The following is an 18,589-nucleotide window of genomic DNA, read 5'->3' as shown; positions in this document are numbered from 1 at the left end:
ACCCCTGAATGGCGATGACGCTGCAGGCGATGAGGTCGCAGTGCTCGCGCATGTTGCCTGACGTGTGATGCTGACCCGCGCGGCTTGCCCGACCTCCAGCGACGCGCTGACATGGCCTGGATCGCTCGTATGCCGGACTTAACCGTCTAGCTGCGCTGCGTCGCAACATCCATTAACCGAAAAAGTCGGTTCTCTCCTGGCCGATCACACCGCCGGGCGCCGCAGGCGATGCGCATGTTCGCGCATTCGACGCGCCGACCCGCAACAAAAGGACACCGCAACGGCTGCAATGACACATCATGTTGCTCACGCATCGCGCATGACCGCCGGAGCACGTGCGAGACGCCGTCATTTGATTGAAATTTTCAGAGGACTCGAGCGGTGCGATTTACTCGAACTTTCTTTGTGACGCCCTAGTTCCACGTCGGAAGTTCCAACCGGTTCTTCCCCATGCACGGTCCGCCGTCCGGCAACGGACGAAGGGCCCAGGTGGCACTTCATTCTCGTCTGCTCAGATTGCGCACCCCAAGGCTCAATTGAATCAAGGCTCAGTTGAATAAAGCTTTATCCGACCTGGAATTGAAATGAATTTGGCTCGCGAATCGATTGAACTGCTGGAGCAGGCCGCACGAATCCTGTGGTTCGAAGGCACCCGGCACGGCTTGCGCGACCGCGAATGGATGGCGCTGCGATTCCTCTCCCGCGCCAACCGTTTCTCCCGGACGCCTTCGGCACTCGCGAGTTACGTCGGCACCACGCGCGGCACCGCCTCGTTCATCATCGGAGAGCTCGAACGGCTCGGTTATATCGAGCGAAAGCGCTCGGCCACCGACAAGCGCTCGGTGATGCTGAGCGTGACGCAGCAGGGCAAGAAGTTCCTGGTGCGCGACCCCGTCAACGTCCTCATCGAGGCGATTGCCGGGCTCGACGACGAGGTCAAGATGCGCTTCCGCGACACGTTCCGGCACGTGCTGGATCAGTCGGACGCGGCCGAGCAGCGGCACCACACCGACGTTTGCAAGCGATGCATCTTCCTCCGGGAAGAGCGCATGACCACGGACAGCAAGGCGCCGGCCGAATTCAGCTGCCGCCTGTTTCGCTCGCCGATCGCGGAGGCGGAGGTCGACCTGCTATGCACCAGCTTCGAGCATCACCGCCAATAGAAGGCGGCGTTCGATCAGGGCGTCGCCTTGCGTGACGAATAGACGACGCCCCCGCTCGTCTCCACCACGAGGCGCCCGTTCTCGCTCCTGATCTCCTCGATGCGGCCGAGGCTGGGCACCTGCTGGCCCAGCACGGCTTCGATGACGCCGTTCGGACTCTGCAGGATGGCGATGCCCTCATAGGCCTGGCGGACCGACCAGCCCTTAATCACCTTCCGCGGCACTGATGCGCGCTCGGGCGGCGACACCGAGCCCGTGAACTCCGGCGCTGCGACCGCGGCCATCATCGGCCCTTGCTGTGACGGCGGCTGCGATTGCACCGTTGCCGGAGCGGGGGCCGGAGCCTGGACCTGCGCCTGAGCCAGCCTGTCGAGCTTGATCGTCGAGGACGAGCTCACCCGTTCGATGCGATCCAGATTCTCGGCGAACCGGCCGAACCGGTCGTTGGTCGCCTTGCTCGATTGATCGACCGCGGTGCGCAGGCCGTCGAGATTTTCCGACACGCCAGACACCTGCTTGCGCAGCTGTGCGACGGTCTCGCGCAGGATCCTGATCTCCGTATTGGCCGCAACGTTGTTCTGCGCCGGCTGCGTGGTGAGATAGGCGATCACGCCGGTGCAGGCGCAGACCACGAGTATGGCGGCGACCGCCAATGTCGCGAGCGGCGCAACCCATGTCGGACGGGGCGGCGGCGGCTTGGCCACGATCACCGCCGGCTTGATCACGGTCGGCGCAGGCTTGGGGATCGCCATCTTGTCGAGACGCGCTTTGGCGCGAATACGCTTGAGCCCTTCGAGCGCCTCCTTCGCGAGAGCTTCGTCGCTCGCCGCGGCCGACGCACGCTTTGCAGCCGCAGCAGGCTTGGTCGCTCGCGCCGTATCATCCTTCATATCGCGCGGCGCGGGAGCCGGCTTTACCGTCGCGGAAACATCAGCGGTCGCGTTGGGACGAGCTTGTCCATCGGACAACATGTGAGAATGCTCCGTGCGGTTCGATCTGTCGAACGGTGACGTTATTTGCCGAAGCTTGTCCGAAACGTGCGCATCGAAAGATTCTCAACACGCGCGAGGCGACGCGCCGTGGCTTAAACGCGTCGTTCGCGTGGCGAGAGTGCGACTCGAAAGACACACACTCGCCAAGATTTCGCCAAGCTGGAGTCGCGGCACCGCGCGTGAGTCGAATTGTCGCATGTGGAAAACCGCGCGAGCGCGTCAATCGCGGGTTGAAAACCCCCTCCTATGCGTGAGCGCCGGCATCACTCAAAATAGCTGTAGTTGTACGGGGATGCGGAACCATAGGCCCTCCGTGGTGCAGAACTAGTTTGGTTTCCAAAGCAACTGATGCGATTGAACACACCAAGAAACAACCCGAAACAAACCAACAGCATCAAGCACACGTAGCAAACACTTTGTGGCGCACGCTTGATCGGAAATCGGCAATCGCTACGGTCCTAGTCAAGTGATTCTCGCCAGTGGCGAGGAGATCGACACAAGTTTCAGGTGTGTTCGGACGCGATGAGCAACTTGGCGCAACTGTTCTAGGTCGTTTCTCAATCTGCCCCGCGAGGTGATCCGTACGACACCCGCCGGGCCTCACGCAGTAAGCGTTCAGTATCGAGTGGAAGTACCAGGCCTGCGAGACGCAGGCACTGAATGCGTAGGGCTGCCCGCGAATATCGAAACCATAACAACGGTTCGCGGGAAGGAATGTCGTCAAACAGCATCGTTGCCGAGCCGGAGCATCACAACAACCAGCCGGCCGCAACAAGTGCGAAACAGGGGCGAAAGACTGATGTATATTATCGTTGATGATCGCGAGAGCGTCGCGAACAGCTACGTCGGAGGGCTCGTTCGCGAAGGCGTATCGTCGATCGGATTCTCCTCCGGGGAATTCTGGGACTGGCTGCAATCCGCGAGTGAATCGGACCTGGCAGCGGTCGACGCCTTCCTCCTCGGGGATTGCGATGCCCGCGGAAGCCTGCCGCGGGCGATGCGCAAGCGTTCCTCGGCTCCCATCATCGCCGTGAGCGGCCAGAAGATGCTCAAGAACACGCTCGAGCTGTTCGAATCGGGCGTCGACGATGTCGTGCACGTGCCGGTGCATCTCCGCGAAATCCTCGCTCGAACGGCCGCGATCGCGCGCCGCCGGGTGGGCGAACTGCCAAGGCCCTGCGAGACCAGGATCCAGGTCTTCTTCAACGGCCGTGACCCCGAGATCGCGGGCCACGCCCTCACCCTGCCCCGCCGCGAGCTGCGCATTCTCGAATATATGGTCAGCAACCACGGCAAGTGGATCACCAAGACGCAGATCTTCAACGCGGTCTACGGCATCTTCGAGTCCACGTTCGACGAGAGCGTGATCGAGAGTCACGTCAGCAAGCTGCGCAAGAAGCTCCGCGACCGTCTCGGCTTCGACGCGATCGTGGCCCGGCGCTACGTCGGATACCGCCTCGACATCCCCGCCGGCGAAACCCTGGACGAGCCGATGCAGGAGCTCGACGACGAGGTCGGCATCCTCCTGAACCGCGCGCATGCCGTCCCGGCCGCGTATCCGGCCGGCAACTGATCCGGCAGAAGCCTGCTGTAGAACCGACAACGGCCTCCGCGAAGCAGCTTCGCGGAGGCCGTTGCACGTTTGGGGGGGTAGAGGCGGCAAGCAGTCGAGCGCGCCTCGTCCTTCGAGACGACCGCTTGGCGGTCTCCCCAGGATGAGGCTAGCAGCAGTGCTCGTTGAAACTCGCCCCACGCACCCGGCCCTCATCCTGAGGGCCCGCCAACGGCGGGCGTCTCGAAGGATGGCCGCACGGAAATGCTCTCAACCCGGCATCAAGTCGGCGCGCGCTACGGCTTCTGCTGGAATTCTTCCCTGGAGACGTAGTTGAAGTCCTCGACAAGGACGTCCTGGACGATGTCAGCCTGCATCCGCTCGTTGACGCGCTGCTTGATGGCCGTCGTCAGAATGGAGAGGTCGTAACGGGCGAGCTTCCTGAAGTCGAGACGGTCATCGGCATAGATCCTGCGGAAGGCCTCGTCGACGACGAACGGCTCCGGCGGGACGTTGAGCTGGTGCATGGTCCGCGCCTCCATGGTGTAGACGAAGCGCGCGACGATATAGCCCTGCACATTGCCGTTCTCGACCATGGGCACGCTCAGGGCCCGCGTCTTCTGGTATTGCAGCCCGTCGAGATATTCGTCCTTGGCCGGCAGAAGGCTGCCGTTTTCCTTCCAATAGGCCACGGCATAGCTCGTGCCCGCTGTGAGGATGCATACCCAGAGCCCGGCCAGCACCAGTCTGATCATTTTCCGTCCTGCGCTGCGCGACCGGTATAGGTGCCGTCCGACTCGGCCTCCTTGATCGCCTTGACGATGATGCCAGCGACCTCGCGCACCGCGTCATAGTGCATTTCGAGGACCGACCGATTGCGCTCGAGTTTTTCGCGTAGCCGCTGAATCTCCTCGGTGACCTCGACTTCGCCGCCGAGATGCATCCGCGCCCGCATCAGGCGGACGAATTCGAGCATGCTGCGGCTCTTGCGCGCGCTGAAATCGTCGAAATCGATCTTCTGCCCCGTGGTGAGCGCCACCGTCTCTTCCTCGACGATGCTCTCGAGACGGCGGATCGCAGCCAAGAGGCCGCGCACCTCGTCCGATCTCGCAACATCGGCGCCGTCGACCGCGGGCTCGCTGCTCACGACCGGCAGCAGCACGGGCAGCAGCGCATCGCCTGCTGCGCCTTCCGTCGTGACCATCTCGATGTCCGCGACCGGCTGCTCGATCACCATGGCCGCCGCGCTGTCTTGTACCTGCATGGAAATTTCACCCCTCAACTTCTGTCCCCATTCGCGGATCATCATCCCGCCTTGCCCGCATTGTCCTGTGCCGGCGGATGCGCGGCAGCGAGCCGCTCGGCGATGCCGATGCCCTTACCCTTTGCCAGCTGGTTGCCGAGCTGCTCCGCCAGCATCGACTTCCAGACGCCGCCGGCCGTGCCCTTGCCGAAGACCTCCTCCGATTCCTTCGGCAGCATCGTCTCGACGAAGGTCTGGAGGATGAAGGCTTCGAACTTCCGGTAGACCTCGCCGGATGCCGGCGCCTTGATCACCCGAACCGGCGCGCCGTTCACCGCGTCCGACTGCGCCGCGGCCACCTTCGCCGCGGGTTGATCGGCGGCTACCGCCGCGGCCTTGCCGGCCTCCGCGTCCATCGTTGTGGCGAAATCGGCACTGGAAGATTTCAGCGCATCAAGCTTCGCGGTCGCGGCGCGCTGCGTCACGGGATCGGCGGCCTCGAGGACGTCGAGGACGAGGTCGGGTGTCGCTGTCACGATCATGTCTTGTTCCGGTTGGCTGGCCGTGGCGTCCAGGCGCGCACGGCAGGGCTAAGTCCCGTCATCTCCTCGAGATCCCGTTTCTCGGCGTCTCGGAGCTTGTCGGCCAGCGCCGCCTTCGCGACTTCCTCGAGCTGCTTCACGCGGCGGTTCTCGGCGCGAACCTGGTCGAGCTGCTGTGCGGCCTGCGCCTGAACCGCGCGCGCACCGACGCTCGTCCTGTTCAGGCGCCGCGCGATCGATTCGCTCGACGAGCCCGCCGGCGGCTTGCCGTCGTTCAAGGCGCCCACCAGCCATTCCTGCTCGTCCTGCAGGCCTCGCTCCTGCTGTCGCAACTGCGCAAGCTGCCATTCGGACAGCCGGAGCTGCAGCTTCACGAGCGAGACCATCCGGCCGAGCTTGTCCGCGCGCGAGGCCATCACTGCTCACTCCGCCAACCAGGACGAAACGCCGAGCATGAATTGCGTCAGCAGCTCGTCGCTGGTGAGGTAGAGCAGCAGGAAGCCGCCGAACAGCACGAAGGGCACGGAGATGAAATAGACCGGAATGGCCGGCGTCAGCTTGTTGATCAGGCCGACCGCCAGGTTGACGATCACCGAATAGACGATGAAGGGGCTGGTGATCCGCAGCGTCAGCACGAACGCTCCGGACAAGCGCCCGACCAGCTGGTCGAGCGGCATGCCGCCGCCGAGCCGGTCGCCGGGATGCCAGACATCGTAGGAATTCATCAGCCCGCGCAGGACCTGCCAATGCTGGTCGGTCATGAAGAACAGCGTGGTGACGGACACCATGATCAGCGGCACCAGCGCCGGCGCCGGATCGCTGTCGGCAACCGGCGTGCCCGGGATGTTGCTGAGGCCGATCGCGCTCGCCATCACGGTCGCCATGGTCTGCAGCGCGAGGAAGAATACCCGCCCGCCGAGCCCGATGACGCTGCCGACCAGGAGCTCCGAACTGATCAGGAGCGCCAGCGTCAGCGGCGCCGCGTTGTCCGTGAGGGGCTTCAGGACCGCGATCAGGATCGGCGCCAGCGCGAAGGTCGTGACCAGCGCGACGAACAGGCGAACCTGGGCCGGAACGTTGACGCTGGAATAGCCGGGCACCAGCATCAGGCAGGCGCCGATGCGGCAGAATACGATGAACGTCACCAGCACGTTGTCGGCCAGGCCTGAGATCACGAGATGGCTCCGAGTGCCCTGATCTCCGCGCTGCGCGCGACCTCGACATGCGACAGGATTGGCAGCGTCGGGAACACCCGTTCCAGGATCATCCGGACATAGGGGCGCGCTTCGGGCGTCACTGCCAGCACCACGCTGGTACCGTTCTCGGTGAACTTGCGGATCGCGGCGCTGGCTTCGGCCGCGAATTGCTCGATCAGGCGCGGATCGGCGTCGAACTCGACGACGTCGCCCTTGGCGTCGCGCTTCAGGCTCTGGTGGAACGCGAGATCCCAGCGGTTGCCGAGACGGACGACGTTGAGCACGCCGTTGTCGGAGAGGTCGCCGCAGATCTGCTGGGCCAGCCGCGTGCGCACATGCTCGGCGACCTGCTCGGAGCGCCGCACATGGGGCGCGATCTCCGCGATCGCCTCCAGGATGAGGTGGAGGTTGCGAATGGAGACCCGCTCGGCCAGCAGGATCTTCAGGATCGCCAGCAGGCCCGAATAGGAGATTTGCGAGGGGCAGAGATCCTCGACCAGGCGCTTGTACTCGGGATCGAGCCGGTCGAGCAGCGCACGCATGTCCTTGTAGGACAGGAGCTGGGCGAGGTTCGCCCTGAGCACTTCGCTCAAATGCGTGAGCAGCACCGACAGGTTGTCGACCGGCTTGCAGCCCTGCCGCTTGACCTCGTCGGTGAAGGCCTCCGTGACCCAGAGCGCCTTCATGCCGAAAGCGGGCTCGATCACCTCCTCGCCGGGCACGTCTGGCTTGCCGTCCTTGTCGACCAGCACGAGCACTTCGCCGAGCCTGAGCTCGCCATGGGCGACGCGCGTGTCGTGGATCCGGATCTGGTAGCTCTTGGGATCGATCGAGAGATTGTCGGTGAGCTTGATCTCGGGAATGACGAAGCCGTACTGCTTGGCGAACTTCTTGCGTATCTTGGCCACACGATGCGCAAGCTCGGTGCGCGAGCCCAGGAGATGAACCGAAAGGTGACCGCCGAGCGCCAGTTCGATTTCGGCGGTCTTGAGCTGCTCCTTGACGGATTCCTTGGCCTCGGCCTGGGCGCGCTCGTCGGCCTTGAGGGCCGCCTCCTTGCGCTCCTGCGCCGCCTGCCGCCTCGGCAGCGAGTAGCCGACGAAGGCCATGACGCCGCCCAGCGCAACGAAAGGCGCCAACGGCAGCCCCGGCATCAACGCGAGCACGAACATCATCAGCGCGGCAGCCGATACCGCGCGCGGGTAGCCGCTGAGCTGCCGCAGCACGGCCTGCTCCGCCGACCCCCTGGTGCCGCCCTTGGAGACCAGCAGGCCCGCGGACAGCGACACGATCAGTGCCGGCATCTGCGACACCAGACCGTCGCCGACGGAGAGTTTGGTATAGACGTCGGCGGCACGCGACAGGGTCAGCCCGTGATGGGTGACGCCGATGATGATGCCGCCGAAAATGTTGATCGCCGTGATGATCAGACCGGCGATGGCGTCGCCGCGGACGAATTTCGAGGCGCCGTCCATGGCGCCGAAGAACGCGCTTTCCTCCTCGAGCTCGCGGCGCCGGCGTTGGGCTTCCTTGTCGTCGATCAGGCCCGCCGACAGATCGGCGTCGATCGCCATCTGCTTGCCGGGGATGGCATCGAGGGTGAAACGCGCGCCGACTTCGGCGATACGCGTCGCGCCCTTGGTGATCACGACGAAGTTCACCGTGACCAGGATGGCGAAGATGATCAGGCCGATAACGAAATCGCCGCCCATCACGAACTTGGAGAAGCCGGCGACGACGTGGCCGGCGGCCTGCTCGCCCTCGCCGCCGCGCGACAGGATCAGGCGGGTGGTCGCGACGTTCAGCGCGAGGCGCAGGATCGTCGCGATCAGCAGCACGGTCGGAAAGGCGGAGAAATCGAGCGGTCGCTGGATCCACAGCGCGACCATCAGGATCAGTGCCGACAGCGCGATCGAGAACGCCAGGCCAAGGTCGATCAGGATCGGTGGGATCGGCAGGAACAGAATCGTGAGCATGGCCACGATGCCGCCGGCAAAAAAGGCGTCGGCCCCCAATCTTCGTGGGGTCGGCAGGCTAGCAGCTAACGTATCGGCCATGGGTCACCGGCAGAGGAGTCCGGTTCGCAATCTGCCGTGCAAAGCTTACGCGAGGGTGGTGGCAGACGCCTCGCGGATCAGAAGCCGTGCTCGATCCGCGAATAGACCATCTCGGTGAAGGTCGAGAGATGCGCGCCGATGAAGGAGCCGGAGACGGCGACGACCAGCAGGATGACGATGATCTTCGGAACGAAGGTCAGCGTCACCTCCTGGATCTGGGTCAGGGCCTGGATCAGCGCGATCACGGTGCCGACCAGCATCGCGGCGCCGACCGCTGGCCCGGAGGCGACGATGATGGTCCAGATCGCCGCCTGGACGATGTCGAGAGCGTCGCGTTCGTTCATGACTGGCTGATCGTGAGGCCGGGCCCGACCGCGACCTTGGTGCCGTCCTGGAGGGTCGCGATGGAGCCGTCACTGTTGATGGCGACCGAAACGACCTTGCCGCTGAAGCTGGCGCCGGTCGAGTCGGTGAAGCTGACGGTCTTCCCGATCAGGCCGTTGGCCTGCGACAACGACTGCGACGACAGCAGCGCGTCCAGCTTCGAATTGGTCTGCATCGCCTGCTCGACCGTCGAGAGCTGGGCGAACTGGCTCATATATTGCGAGGTATCCATCGGATTGGTCGGATCCTGGTTCTTCATCTCGGCGATGAGGAGCTGAAGAAACGTATTGTAGTCGACGCTGTTGCTGGACGTCGTCGTGGTCTGGTCGGTCGCATTGGACTTGCCGGTCGTGTCGGTCACGCCTGTGACGTTCATGTGTCTCTCCGCTGTCAGGCAGCTTCGACGGGGGAAATGGGTACGGCGCCGGCCAGGATGGCCTGCTCGACCGGGAACAGGGCCCGGATCCGCTTGAGCGCTTCGAAGTAACGGGTCGCCTCGACCAGCTCGTCGACCGCACCAAGCCCCTCCAGCATCTCGCGGCTCTCGCACACGGCACGTAGGGCCGCATGATGCTGCGCATAGAGCGCCGCGGCGTCACGGATGTCGGTCGGGTTCATCAGCATGAGCTGGACGATGAAATAGAGCTGCCGCAACGCCGTGGTGGCGTCGGAGGCCTGCATGACCTGCCCTTCCAGCAGGAACATCACGTCGTTGACGAGCTCGACGGAGACCTTGCGGTCCACGCGCAGCACCGCGCCGTTGATGTAGATGCGTTCGCCCGCCCGCAAGGAGACTTTCATCAAAGGGCGTCTCGGATCAGGCGGTTGATTTCGATGAGCTGCATCACGTCGTTCGATCGCTCCTCGCGAAGGCGATCGGCTTCCTTGACCACCCAGAGGCCGATCGAGATGATGTCGGCGCGCAGCTTGTCCGGCAGCCCGTTTTCCGGGTGCGAGAGGTCCTCGATGAAGATCGTCCACAAGCGCCGGACGTAGAGCAGGCTCTCGACCAGATCCTCGAGGCTGAAGCGCCCCTTCTGGAGTCGTTCGAGCCGGTCGATGCCGAGGCTGAGCGCCTGCCGTTCGCGGCCGCGTGCTTCAAAGCCACTCTCGTCGACGACCGCTTCATAGGCTTCAAACGTCATCAGAACCACTCTGCGCAGGAGATCGAAAAACAGGACAAAGGTCGCGAGCCCAACTCAGAGATAGTTGATGAGGCTGATCTGCTGGAGCTGCGAGGTCAGCGCGAGCGCCGTCTTGATCTGGGTCTGCAGGGTATTGACCCGGACCGAGGCCTCGGTCGGATCGACAGCCTCCATCTGGACGATCTGGTTGTTGAGGATGTCCTTCTGGATCTTCAGCTTCTCGGATGCACCGGTGACCCGCTGCTGGATCGAGCCGACGGTGCCGCCGAGCACGGCGAGATCATTGATCGCGCCGCTGACGAGACTGATGGCCTTGTCGACGACGACCTGGAACGTGTCCTTGCTCAGGCTGGTGTTGCCGAGGTCGGTGAGCATGGTGTAGGCCTCGGCCAGCTTGCGGAAGCCGGGCTGGTTGGCGCTGACCGAGCTGTCGACGACCTCGGTCGTGGAGATGCGGCTCGACAGCGTCTGGTCCGTGGCCGCCGACCAATTGGTGTTCCAGGCCGGGCTTGCAAACTCGGGATCGAGGACGTTGTCGAGGAAATTCTGCATCTGCGCCGGCGTGATCGTGCTCACGCCCGGTGCGGACTGCGAGAAGCCGAACGTCGCCAGGAAGTCCGCGTCGACCTGGTTCTTGCTGGCCGAGCCGGCCGTGTAGCTCGTGACCGGCACGGTCTGCGTGTTGATGCCGCCGAACAGGTACGACCCGTTGTAGGAGACGTTGAGCGCGCCAATGAGGTCCTGAAGGTTCGCGGACGCGCTCGGCAGGATGATTTTCGCGCCGCTGTCGGCGTCGCGGGCCGCGATCAAATTCTTGAGGAAGTCCGACGCGGTCTTGCCGAGCTGCGTGATCCGGTTCTGGGTCACATCGAGCCGCCCCGCCACCAGCTCGTTGGTGTCGACCAGCTGATCGGCGAAGTTGAAATCGGCCCGCAGCGCCACGTCGCGGCCCGTTCCCGTGCCGAGCTCGAGGCCGACATCGGCGAAACGGCCGGTAGTCGCCTCCTTCGAGGCCTTGGTCAGCGCGCTCTGGTTGTTCGTGATCGACGACCTCAACGACGACGACAGCATCAGGGTCGAGATGTAGTTCGCGCTCATCATGACTTAGTTCCCCACGGCGGCCAGCAGGCTCTGCAACATCTCGTCGACGGTCGAAATGATCTTCGACGACGCCGAATAGGTGCGCTCGACCTGGAGCATCAACGACATCTCGTCGTCCATGTTGACACCGGCGACGTTGGACAACGCCGCGGTGCTGCGGTCGAGCAGCGTGTTCTGGTACTTGACGTTGTCGTCAGCGGTCTTGCGATGGCTTTCGATCCAGCTCGCCGATGACGACGCGAACTCGATCACGCTGCCGCTCGGCTTGCCCTGGGCCGTGACGTCGAAGGGCTGCGACGCGTTCATGTTGTCGATGAGCTGATGCAGGCGGGTCGAGAAGCCGGCGTTGCCGGTCGTGTTGTAGTTGAAGGCAGGGTTGCCGCTGATCGCGCCGTCGCGCAGAAGGTTGGGATTGCCGCCCGCGGCCGGGTCGACCGACGCGGCGACCGAGATCAAGCCGGCGAGGCCGACCGAGATCGTGGCGCTCGCGGGCATCGCGGGCGCGCCGGGATAGGTGAAGAGGCCGGGCCTGTCTGCCAGCGTCGGAACGGCCGATTGATCGCTTTCCTTGAAGGTGTCGATCAGGCCGCGCGCGATTTCGTCGAGCTGGCTCTGGTACGTGACCGTGTCCTGGTCGCGCAGCTGGGCCAAGCCGGCGAGCTTGCCGGACTTGAGCGGCATGACGGAATTGGCACCGGTCACGGGCACACCGTCGATGAAGACGGCGTTGCCGGTGGTGCCGGCTGTGTAGGCGTTGGTCGGCGCAAAGCTCACGGTGCGCGCCGACTTGTCGAACAGCACGACGCCACTGTCGGTGTAGAGCGCCGCGTCGCCATTGGGACGGAGCGACATGGTGACGCCGACCTCCTGCGACAGCTTCGAGACGATGCTGTCGCGCTGGTCGAGATAGTCGGTGACGTCGTCGCCGGTGATCGTGCCCTTCACGATCGTGGTGTTGACCGTCTGGAACTGGGTCAGCAGCTGATTGATGTTGGCGACCGACGTCGCCATGTCGACGTCCGCTCCCTCGCGGACCGACTGCACCGTCTTGGTGGCCTGGTTGAGCGCGGTCACCATGTCCTTGGCCGAGGTCACGGCGGATTGCGCCAGGGTCGCATTGTCGGTCGAGTTGGCGTATTGCTGCAGCGCCTGTTTCAGCTTGTTGAGCTGGGCGGTCGGCGACTGTTCGAGCTCGGGATCGTCCACCGTCGCGGCCGCGATCTTCTGCAGGCCGTCATAGATCACGCTCTGCTTGGCGGACGATGACGTCGCGGTGAGGACGTTGGAATAGAGGCCCGAAGACGCCGCGCGCTGGATCGCCGCGACATAGACACCGGTGCCGGGCAGATTGTCCAGCATGGTGAGCTTGCGCGAATAGCCGGGGGCGCTGGCCCCGGCGATGTTGCGCGAGATCGTCGCCGACTGGATGCCCGACGCCATGAGCGAGGAGCGGGCGGAGTTGAGAGCGGCGGTAATGGACATGACGTGCCCTTGCCCGAAACGAGCGCTGAAGAGTTCAGCGCTTCAGGTTGACGACGACGTCCAGCAGGTCGGCGCCGGTCTGGAACGATTTCGAGTTCGCGGTGAAGCCGCGCTGGGCCTCGATCATCGAGGTCAGCTCGTCCGCGAGATCGACGTTTGAATCTTCCAGCGCACCGGACTTGACGGTGCCGAGACCGCCCTGGCCGGCGAGGCCGACCTGCACGTTTCCTGACTCCAGGTTCGGCGAATAGACGTTGCCGACCTCGGGCGTCAGATGGTCCGGGCTCGGCACGGTAGCGAGCGCGATCTGGAAGCTCGGCAGCGTGGTGCCGTTCTTGAGCACGGCGGTGACGATGCCCTTGTCGTCGATGTTGACCTTCTCGACCGAGGACGGAGCGTTGCCGTCGACCGTCGCCTTGAAGTCGAAGGCGGCGGCGACCTGGGTCATCGCCGACAGGTCGATATTGAAGGCCGCGGAACCGCCGGGGATGGCGACCGAGAGCGCCGTTGGGCTCGCCGCGGCCAGCTTGCCTTTACCGGTGGCGGTGACGTCGAAGGTGAAGGTGGTCGCGGGGCCGGCTGTCGTCAGTGCCGTCGCGCCGTTGTAGACCTGGATGTCCCAGGTGTTGGCGCCGGTCTTGGCGGCGTAGACGTCGAGCGTCACGGCGTTGCCGATGTTGTCGTAGGTCACCATCGACGTCTTCGACGTGTAGTTGGCGGGCCCTGCCGGCGCTGCGATCGCGGTTGCGCTCGGATCGAGATTGGCGGCCACGGTCGCCTTGGTCGACGGCGCGGCCTGCAGCGCCATCTGGTTGACGTTGATGACCTGGAGACCGCCGAAGCCGTTGGCAGCGACGTTAGGGACGGCACCGTTCGCGATGTTGTAGCCCATCAGCTGGAAGCCGGCGGTGTCGACGAGGTTGCCGGTGTTGTCGGGCACGAAGGCGCCGGCGCGGGTGAGGAAGTTATTTCCGTTCGCATCCTGTACGACGAAGAAGCCGTTGCCCTGGACCGCGAGATCCGTCGTCGAGGTCGTGAAATGGTAGTTGCCGGCGTCGGAGATGGCATAGCGGACCGAGGTCTCGACCGCGCCCGAATCGTAATTGCCGGATCCGCTCTTCAGGATCAGCGAGGAGAATTCGGTGGAAGCCCGCTTGTAGCCGGTCGTGTTGACGTTGGCGATGTTGTCCGAGACCGTCGACAGCTTGTTGGACTGCGCGTTCATTCCGGAAACGCCGGTCCGCATAACACCATACAGGCTCATGAAGGGGGCTCCTTTGGTAGGTTGCAGCTACAATGCGGGTTCTTGCTTGCGCGGGGCTGATGATTGGGAACGATGCACAACTTGTCGTCGTGCCGACGCTTGTTGCCTCAAGCCCTCACGTCAGGTTGCTTTCGGCTGACAGAAGGTGCGCGCCTTGTCGGTCCAGGCGCCGAAGCCGCTCGAGACGAGATGAGCGACGATGTGACAGACGTAGCGCTTCTGCGCGAGCTGATTGTTGGGGCCGGCATTGTAGCGCGCGACCGCCATGGTCCAGCTGCCCTCGCGCTGCTTCAGCTCCTTGAGGAAACGCGCGGCATAATCGACGTTTCTGGCGGGGTCGAACATCGCCCGCACCGAAGCGAACTTGTCGCCGTGATAATAGTGGTTGATCTGCATGCAGCCGAGGTCGATCAACTTGATCCCCTTGCCCCGCATCGCCTCGAAATTCGCCATCGCATCGTTCATGTCCTTGGCGAACACCGTCTGGCCGTCGGCGCCGAGCGCGTAGGGATGGAGCGCGCCGCGCCGTCCGGTCTCGGTGAGGCCGACCGCATAGAGAATGCCGAGCGGAATCCCGTGCTGCTGGGCCGCGCGCGCCATCTCGCGCTCGCAGGGGCGCGCGTTGTCGGTCGCCGCCGCCGCAGCACCGACGTTACAGATAAACAGGGCCGCGACGATTCGGCTGGCCCAATTCCTGATCATGACGCGTCTCCTGATTGGACTGGCGCTCCTGCCGGGCCTGTCTCGCGCCGCCGTCGGACTGCCCCGACGACGTGCCGCCACTGTCGAACGTGCCTTGCGACTGCGACGAGGGCTGTTGCTGGCTTGGGAGCTGCGGCTGCGACTGGCCGGAGCCGCTCTGGAATCCGTCCAGCGAGCCGTGCTGGACCGGCGCGACATCGGCGACGTAGCCCGCCGACTGCATGAGATCGCGGATCTGGTCGCGCTGCTGGTCGAGCATCTGGCTGGTGTCCCTGCGCTCGGCCGCAAGATGGATGGACACTTCGGTGCCGACGAGGCGAAGGCGCATGGTGACGTTGCCGAGCGCTGGCGGCTCGAGATTGATCGTCAGGATCTTGAGCGGCTGATCCGGCGCACTGGTCTGGGACGCCGCGAGATCGGGCGCTGCGGGGCCGGCGGAGTCCTTCAGCTCAGTGACGACCGCATTGGCGACCTGCTGCGGGGCATTGAACTGCGCGGGTGGCAGATGGGTCTCCTGCTGAACCACGGTGACCTTGGTCGTCTCGGGCAATGCATCACGCCCCGCGGCCTTGGCGGCGCGCTCGACATTGGCCGAGACCGCCTCGAAGCCCGGCGTCGCGGGCATCGCGCCTGACGGCTCACTGTCCTGTGCAGGCAAGGATTGCGGCGCGGCCGCCGCTTGTGGTGCCGCGGCCTGCGCGCGCGCGGCGGCCGGGGTGACATTGGATGGGGCGGTATCGGCTGCCGCCGCCTTCCCCGCGCCCTGAACCTCACGCTTCGTCGTGGAGGACCGCTCCTCGCGCGCCGGCGCGTCCTTCTCCGCGGCCTGCGATTGCATCTGCGGCTTCACGGCAGGCGCGGCTGCGATTTCCTGCCCGACCACCACGGCAGTGCCCGATGGGTCCTGAACATCCGCCTTGGCGGCATGATCGATCGGACGGTGTTTCTCCGTTAGCCTGTCGACCTTCTCGTCGGAAGCATCCTCCGTGGGCTCTGGTCGCTCCGACGCCACCGTGAGCTCGTGCACCGAGGCGTCCTTCTTTTCCTTCGAGGTCGGATGCGCCAGATGCGGGCGCAGCGTTGCGGCCTTCGCGGTCGTATCGCTGCCGTCGTCTTTCAGGGCCTGCTTGGCAAGGTTCGAGACGGTATGGAGCAGATCGTTGAACGAGGAGCCCGCCTGGGACTTGGCCCCCGCGCTCTTCGTCCCGCGTGACGACCCACGGATGTTGAGGCTCTCGGCGAGGCTCGAAAAGAGCTGTCCGGATGTTCCATTGAGCTTGGTCATGGACGGCGGTCCCTGGTAAGGAGTTCGAGTTCGCCCAGCTGCTTCTTCGCGCGCGCAAGCATCACGGTCGACGACGCCAGATCGAGACGCGCCGGCGTTGCCGGAGGCTTGTCGGCGGCAGTGGCGGATCCGCTGGGGAACGGCTTGCGCATGTCGAGCGCGAGCTGCAGCGTGGCGTTCAGAAGCGGAACGTCGCGCTCGGGCAGCTTCGACCGGTCGAGTGCCTTCAGCTCAGCGAGACCGCCGTCATATTCGTCGGTGAGCGCCCGCGCGGCGCCGCGGAAGAAATGCGCCCGCTCGCGCTCCGCGGACGCGTCGGCGCTGAGCGCCAGCGCCCGCTCGCCGGCAAGCCGCGTCACGCCGAGCTGCCCGCGCACCATCGCGGCGCGCGCTATCACGAGATAGAGCTTGAGGCGGCTCGCGCGATCGATCTGCTCCAGCATGGCGGCGATCCGCGCGAAGCGGCGCTCGTCGAGCGCCAGGCTCGATTGCGTCAGGCCACTGGAGAAGCGCTGCCAGAAATCGCCGGCATAGATCGAGTTGCGGTAGTGGCGCAGATAGGCCAGCGTCAGGAACTCGAACTTGTCGAAGTCCTCCGCCTGCCCGACCAGCAGGATCTCGCGCCGCAGCGCCGCCTCCTCCACCAGCGTTCCGGGCAGCAGCAGGCGCGCGTCATCCAGCCGCTCGATCGCGAGCGATGCTTCGGAACGCGCGAACAACGCGCCCTGCACCAGCGCGACCTGTCCGCCGAGGCCCGAGGACAGCGTCCGCGGCTTGACGTCCTTGAGCAGCTCCCGCGCTTCCTCCTGACGCCCCTCGACATAGGCGAGCGCGCCGTTGAACAGCCGCTCGTCCACGCTCATCTTGTCGCGCGGCAGCTTGCGGACGATTTGCGGCGCGCCGCCGCTGAGCAGGTAGATGACGACAGCCTGGCTGTTCTGCGGATTGCTCCACACGGCAGGATCGGCGGCGAGAAATTTCTCACCGACCTGCCGGATCAGCGCGATGTGGCTGCCATGCGCGGCTGTGTCGCCGTTGGCGATGCCGTCCTGCACCGCCTGCAATGCGCGGACGAGTTCATAGGGCTCGCCCGGCTGGCGCGCGGACTGGGCCAGCACGTTCGCCGCCGTGAACGGCAGGAGCAGCAGAGCGGCGCAGAGCAACGGCCTGATCAAGGGCGCTTCTCTCGGAGCAGGATCTCGATCCGGCGGTTCTGCGCGGCCGCCGGATCGTTCGGAAGCTTCGGCCGCCGATCGGCGTAGCCTTCGACATGCTCGATCCGCTGCGCGTCGACGCCGGAGCGAACCAGCATGTAATAGGCCATCTGGGCGCGCGCAGTCGACAGCCGCCAATTGTCGTAAGTGTCCGAACGATACGGCCGATTGTCGGTATGGCCGCGGACGATGATCACGCCCTGGCGTTTCGTCAGCAGCGGCCCGATCTTGTCGATCACGCGGATCAGCTCGGGCCGCGGCTCGGCCGAGCCGACCGCGAACATGCCGAAGCTTGCATCGTCGGTCAGGCTGATCAGGAGACCCTCCTCGACCTGACGCACCTCGGCCGCCGGTCCTGCGCCCGCCTTGACGTCCGACAGCGCGTCCGCGATCGCGGACTGCAACTGCTTGATGGTCGGCTGCTGAGTCTGGGCCGCATCGCGCGGTTCGCTCTCCTTCGCCGCATCGCTCTGGCGCGCCTGTGCAGTGGCGTTGGGTTGAACGGTGGTTTGGGCGCTGCCTTCGCGGGGCGATTGCGCCGGCGCGGGCCCCGGCGGCAGCAGGGGCGACAGGTTTGCGGACGGCGCATCCGCGCTCGGTGCAACGCTTCCGCCGGCATCGTCGGTCTTGGCACGACGTGCCTGCTCGCCCTGATTGGTCGCGGGCACGGCGTCGCGCGCCGCATTCGGCCTGGGCTCGCTCTCTATCATGCGATCGGCGTCCTTGGACGCTTGCGGCGCCAGCTTCCAATAACCGGGGTCAAAAGGGTCACGGTAGGCGTCGCCGCCCTTGAGGCCTTCCTCTTCGGCGGACGTCAGCGCACCGACGCGCCGCTGTCCCGAGGACTGGTTCGCGCTGTTCGCGATCTCCGCGAGCGTCGCATAGGGATCACGGAACAGGACCTTCTCTTCAAAGGAGGCCGGCTTCTCGATCGTCGGCGAGTCACCGCGACGTTCTTCGTTCGAGCCGGCCGGCTGACGCTTGCCGTCCTGGCCTTCGAACGACGTCGGCTCCTTCTTGGAGAGATTCTTCAGGCCCTTCGGCGCGGGGGCATTTTCCGCGAGCTGGATCGGGTTGAAATAGCTCGCGACCACCTGCTTCTGGTCCTGGTTGAGCGCGTTGAGCAGCCACATGACCAGGAAGAAGGCCATCATCGCGGTCATGAAGTCCGCGTAGGCGATCTTCCAGACGCCGCCATGATGCGCCTCCTCGGCGAAGGCGCTGCGCCGGCGGACGATCACGAGCTCATGCTTGACCTCTTCCATGG

Annotated in this window: 20 protein-coding genes; 2 read left to right on the top strand and 18 right to left on the bottom strand. The window is 64.9% G+C overall.

The genetic code is table 11. The features are described 5' to 3' along the window. The first annotated feature begins 584 nt into the window (after positions 1-584). Positions 585-1,163: a MarR family winged helix-turn-helix transcriptional regulator gene (locus tag RPS27_RS01220; RefSeq protein ID WP_194404154.1), complete on the top strand. Its 579-nt coding sequence runs from the start codon at positions 585-587 to the stop codon at positions 1,161-1,163. 14 nt (positions 1,164-1,177) lie between these two features. On the opposite strand, the gene RPS27_RS01215 is transcribed toward RPS27_RS01220, so the two are convergent. After that, a complete protein-coding gene (locus tag RPS27_RS01215; RefSeq protein ID WP_212067291.1) occupies positions 1,178-2,134 on the bottom strand; it encodes a hypothetical protein in 957 nt (318 codons plus the stop codon). A gap of 820 nt (positions 2,135-2,954) precedes the next feature. Between RPS27_RS01215 and RPS27_RS01210 the strand changes: the two genes are divergently transcribed. Continuing rightward, positions 2,955-3,728: a winged-helix domain-containing protein gene (locus tag RPS27_RS01210; protein WP_211416107.1), complete on the top strand. Its 774-nt coding sequence runs from the start codon at positions 2,955-2,957 to the stop codon at positions 3,726-3,728. A 275-nt stretch (positions 3,729-4,003) separates the two neighbouring features. Here RPS27_RS01210 and RPS27_RS01205 read toward each other — a convergent pair whose 3' ends face one another. The 17 genes from RPS27_RS01205 to RPS27_RS01125 all read right to left on the bottom strand — a co-directional run bounded on the left by RPS27_RS01205 (position 4,004) and on the right by RPS27_RS01125 (position 18,587). Then, positions 4,004-4,462 carry a hypothetical protein gene (locus RPS27_RS01205; RefSeq protein WP_211416106.1) on the bottom strand — a complete coding sequence of 153 codons (459 nt, stop codon included), beginning with the start codon at positions 4,460-4,462 and terminating at the stop codon, positions 4,004-4,006. Next, positions 4,459-4,971: a flagellar biosynthesis protein FlgN gene (locus tag RPS27_RS01200; RefSeq protein ID WP_212067292.1), complete on the bottom strand. Its 513-nt coding sequence runs from the start codon at positions 4,969-4,971 to the stop codon at positions 4,459-4,461. The genes RPS27_RS01205 and RPS27_RS01200 overlap by 4 nt, the downstream gene beginning before the upstream one ends. Before the next feature lie 41 nt (positions 4,972-5,012). Continuing rightward, complete coding sequence (locus RPS27_RS01195) at positions 5,013-5,492, bottom strand: rod-binding protein (RefSeq protein ID WP_212067293.1); 480 nt, start codon at positions 5,490-5,492, stop codon at positions 5,013-5,015. Beyond that, on the bottom strand, positions 5,489-5,908 hold the full coding sequence (locus RPS27_RS01190) for a hypothetical protein (RefSeq protein WP_211416103.1): 420 nt from the start codon (positions 5,906-5,908) through the stop codon (positions 5,489-5,491). The genes RPS27_RS01195 and RPS27_RS01190 overlap by 4 nt, the downstream gene beginning before the upstream one ends. Positions 5,909-5,914: 6 nt before the next feature. Further along, positions 5,915-6,667, bottom strand: a complete 753-nt coding sequence (gene fliR, locus RPS27_RS01185) for a flagellar biosynthesis protein FliR (RefSeq protein ID WP_212067294.1) — start codon at positions 6,665-6,667, stop codon at positions 5,915-5,917. Beyond that, positions 6,664-8,745, bottom strand: a complete 2,082-nt coding sequence (gene flhA / locus RPS27_RS01180) for a flagellar biosynthesis protein FlhA (protein ID WP_212067295.1) — start codon at positions 8,743-8,745, stop codon at positions 6,664-6,666. Before flhA ends, fliR begins: the two co-directional genes overlap by 4 nt. Positions 8,746-8,822: 77 nt before the next feature. Further along, positions 8,823-9,089 (bottom strand): flagellar biosynthesis protein FliQ, encoded by a 267-nt coding sequence (fliQ, locus tag RPS27_RS01175; protein WP_027572776.1) that lies wholly within the window; start codon positions 9,087-9,089, stop codon positions 8,823-8,825. Continuing rightward, positions 9,086-9,505 (bottom strand): flagellar hook assembly protein FlgD, encoded by a 420-nt coding sequence (gene flgD, locus RPS27_RS01170; RefSeq protein WP_194404163.1) that lies wholly within the window; start codon positions 9,503-9,505, stop codon positions 9,086-9,088. The genes fliQ and flgD overlap by 4 nt, the downstream gene beginning before the upstream one ends. 14 nt (positions 9,506-9,519) lie before the next feature. After that, positions 9,520-9,930: a flagellar biosynthesis repressor FlbT gene (gene flbT / locus RPS27_RS01165; protein WP_194404164.1), complete on the bottom strand. Its 411-nt coding sequence runs from the start codon at positions 9,928-9,930 to the stop codon at positions 9,520-9,522. Further along, positions 9,930-10,274, bottom strand: coding sequence for a flagellar biosynthesis regulator FlaF (gene flaF, locus RPS27_RS01160; protein WP_167767411.1), 345 nt, complete (start codon positions 10,272-10,274; stop codon positions 9,930-9,932). The genes flbT and flaF overlap by 1 nt, the downstream gene beginning before the upstream one ends. Positions 10,275-10,328: 54 nt before the next feature. Then, complete coding sequence (locus tag RPS27_RS01155; protein ID WP_194404166.1) at positions 10,329-11,375, bottom strand: flagellar hook-associated family protein; 1,047 nt, start codon at positions 11,373-11,375, stop codon at positions 10,329-10,331. Positions 11,376-11,378: 3 nt separating this feature from the next. Then, positions 11,379-12,857 (bottom strand): flagellar hook-associated protein FlgK, encoded by a 1,479-nt coding sequence (gene flgK / locus RPS27_RS01150; RefSeq protein WP_212067296.1) that lies wholly within the window; start codon positions 12,855-12,857, stop codon positions 11,379-11,381. Between the two features lie 34 nt (positions 12,858-12,891). Continuing rightward, positions 12,892-14,121, bottom strand: coding sequence for a flagellar hook protein FlgE (locus RPS27_RS01145; protein WP_212067297.1), 1,230 nt, complete (start codon positions 14,119-14,121; stop codon positions 12,892-12,894). A gap of 120 nt (positions 14,122-14,241) precedes the next feature. Then, positions 14,242-14,823 carry a transglycosylase SLT domain-containing protein gene (locus RPS27_RS01140; protein ID WP_212067298.1) on the bottom strand — a complete coding sequence of 194 codons (582 nt, stop codon included), beginning with the start codon at positions 14,821-14,823 and terminating at the stop codon, positions 14,242-14,244. Next, the gene (locus RPS27_RS01135; RefSeq protein ID WP_313753845.1) at positions 14,774-16,108 is read right to left on the bottom strand and encodes a flagellar hook-length control protein FliK; all 1,335 of its coding nucleotides are present in this window, start codon (positions 16,106-16,108) and stop codon (positions 14,774-14,776) included. The genes RPS27_RS01140 and RPS27_RS01135 overlap by 50 nt, the downstream gene beginning before the upstream one ends. Further along, positions 16,105-17,283 carry a chemotaxis protein gene (locus RPS27_RS01130; RefSeq protein WP_212067300.1) on the bottom strand — a complete coding sequence of 393 codons (1,179 nt, stop codon included), beginning with the start codon at positions 17,281-17,283 and terminating at the stop codon, positions 16,105-16,107. The genes RPS27_RS01135 and RPS27_RS01130 overlap by 4 nt, the downstream gene beginning before the upstream one ends. Next, positions 17,280-18,587, bottom strand: a complete 1,308-nt coding sequence (locus RPS27_RS01125; RefSeq protein WP_212067301.1) for a MotB family protein — start codon at positions 18,585-18,587, stop codon at positions 17,280-17,282. The genes RPS27_RS01130 and RPS27_RS01125 overlap by 4 nt, the downstream gene beginning before the upstream one ends. Between the last annotated feature and the right edge of the window lie 2 nt (positions 18,588-18,589).

The organism is Bradyrhizobium sp. WYCCWR 12699 (genome assembly GCF_032144035.1).
GTDB lineage: Bacteria > Pseudomonadota > Alphaproteobacteria > Rhizobiales > Xanthobacteraceae > Bradyrhizobium.
The sequence above is the reverse complement of the archived record's forward strand: the minus strand, read 5'-3'. Positions and strand labels throughout refer to the sequence as shown.

Excerpts from the sequence above, each read along its gene's own strand:
- flgD (WP_194404163.1), bottom strand. The coding sequence starts at position 9,505 with ATGAACGTCACAGGCGTGACCGACACGACCGGCAAGTCCAATGCGACC.
- RPS27_RS01210 (WP_211416107.1), top strand. The coding sequence starts at position 2,955 with ATGTATATTATCGTTGATGATCGCGAGAGCGTCGCGAACAGCTACGTC.
- flhA (WP_212067295.1), bottom strand. The coding sequence starts at position 8,745 with ATGGCCGATACGTTAGCTGCTAGCCTGCCGACCCCACGAAGATTGGGG.
- fliQ (WP_027572776.1), bottom strand. The coding sequence starts at position 9,089 with ATGAACGAACGCGACGCTCTCGACATCGTCCAGGCGGCGATCTGGACC.
- RPS27_RS01195 (WP_212067293.1), bottom strand. The coding sequence starts at position 5,492 with ATGATCGTGACAGCGACACCCGACCTCGTCCTCGACGTCCTCGAGGCC.
- RPS27_RS01190 (WP_211416103.1), bottom strand. The coding sequence starts at position 5,908 with ATGGCCTCGCGCGCGGACAAGCTCGGCCGGATGGTCTCGCTCGTGAAG.
- RPS27_RS01220 (WP_194404154.1), top strand. The coding sequence starts at position 585 with ATGAATTTGGCTCGCGAATCGATTGAACTGCTGGAGCAGGCCGCACGA.
- RPS27_RS01205 (WP_211416106.1), bottom strand. The coding sequence starts at position 4,462 with ATGATCAGACTGGTGCTGGCCGGGCTCTGGGTATGCATCCTCACAGCG.
- flbT (WP_194404164.1), bottom strand. The coding sequence starts at position 9,930 with ATGAAAGTCTCCTTGCGGGCGGGCGAACGCATCTACATCAACGGCGCG.
- RPS27_RS01140 (WP_212067298.1), bottom strand. The coding sequence starts at position 14,823 with ATGATCAGGAATTGGGCCAGCCGAATCGTCGCGGCCCTGTTTATCTGT.
- RPS27_RS01215 (WP_212067291.1), bottom strand. The coding sequence starts at position 2,134 with ATGTTGTCCGATGGACAAGCTCGTCCCAACGCGACCGCTGATGTTTCC.
- flaF (WP_167767411.1), bottom strand. The coding sequence starts at position 10,274 with ATGACGTTTGAAGCCTATGAAGCGGTCGTCGACGAGAGTGGCTTTGAA.
- RPS27_RS01145 (WP_212067297.1), bottom strand. The coding sequence starts at position 14,121 with ATGAGCCTGTATGGTGTTATGCGGACCGGCGTTTCCGGAATGAACGCG.
- RPS27_RS01155 (WP_194404166.1), bottom strand. The coding sequence starts at position 11,375 with ATGATGAGCGCGAACTACATCTCGACCCTGATGCTGTCGTCGTCGTTG.
- RPS27_RS01135 (WP_313753845.1), bottom strand. The coding sequence starts at position 16,108 with ATGACCAAGCTCAATGGAACATCCGGACAGCTCTTTTCGAGCCTCGCC.
- flgK (WP_212067296.1), bottom strand. The coding sequence starts at position 12,857 with ATGTCCATTACCGCCGCTCTCAACTCCGCCCGCTCCTCGCTCATGGCG.
- RPS27_RS01200 (WP_212067292.1), bottom strand. The coding sequence starts at position 4,971 with ATGCAGGTACAAGACAGCGCGGCGGCCATGGTGATCGAGCAGCCGGTC.
- RPS27_RS01125 (WP_212067301.1), bottom strand. The coding sequence starts at position 18,587 with ATGGAAGAGGTCAAGCATGAGCTCGTGATCGTCCGCCGGCGCAGCGCC.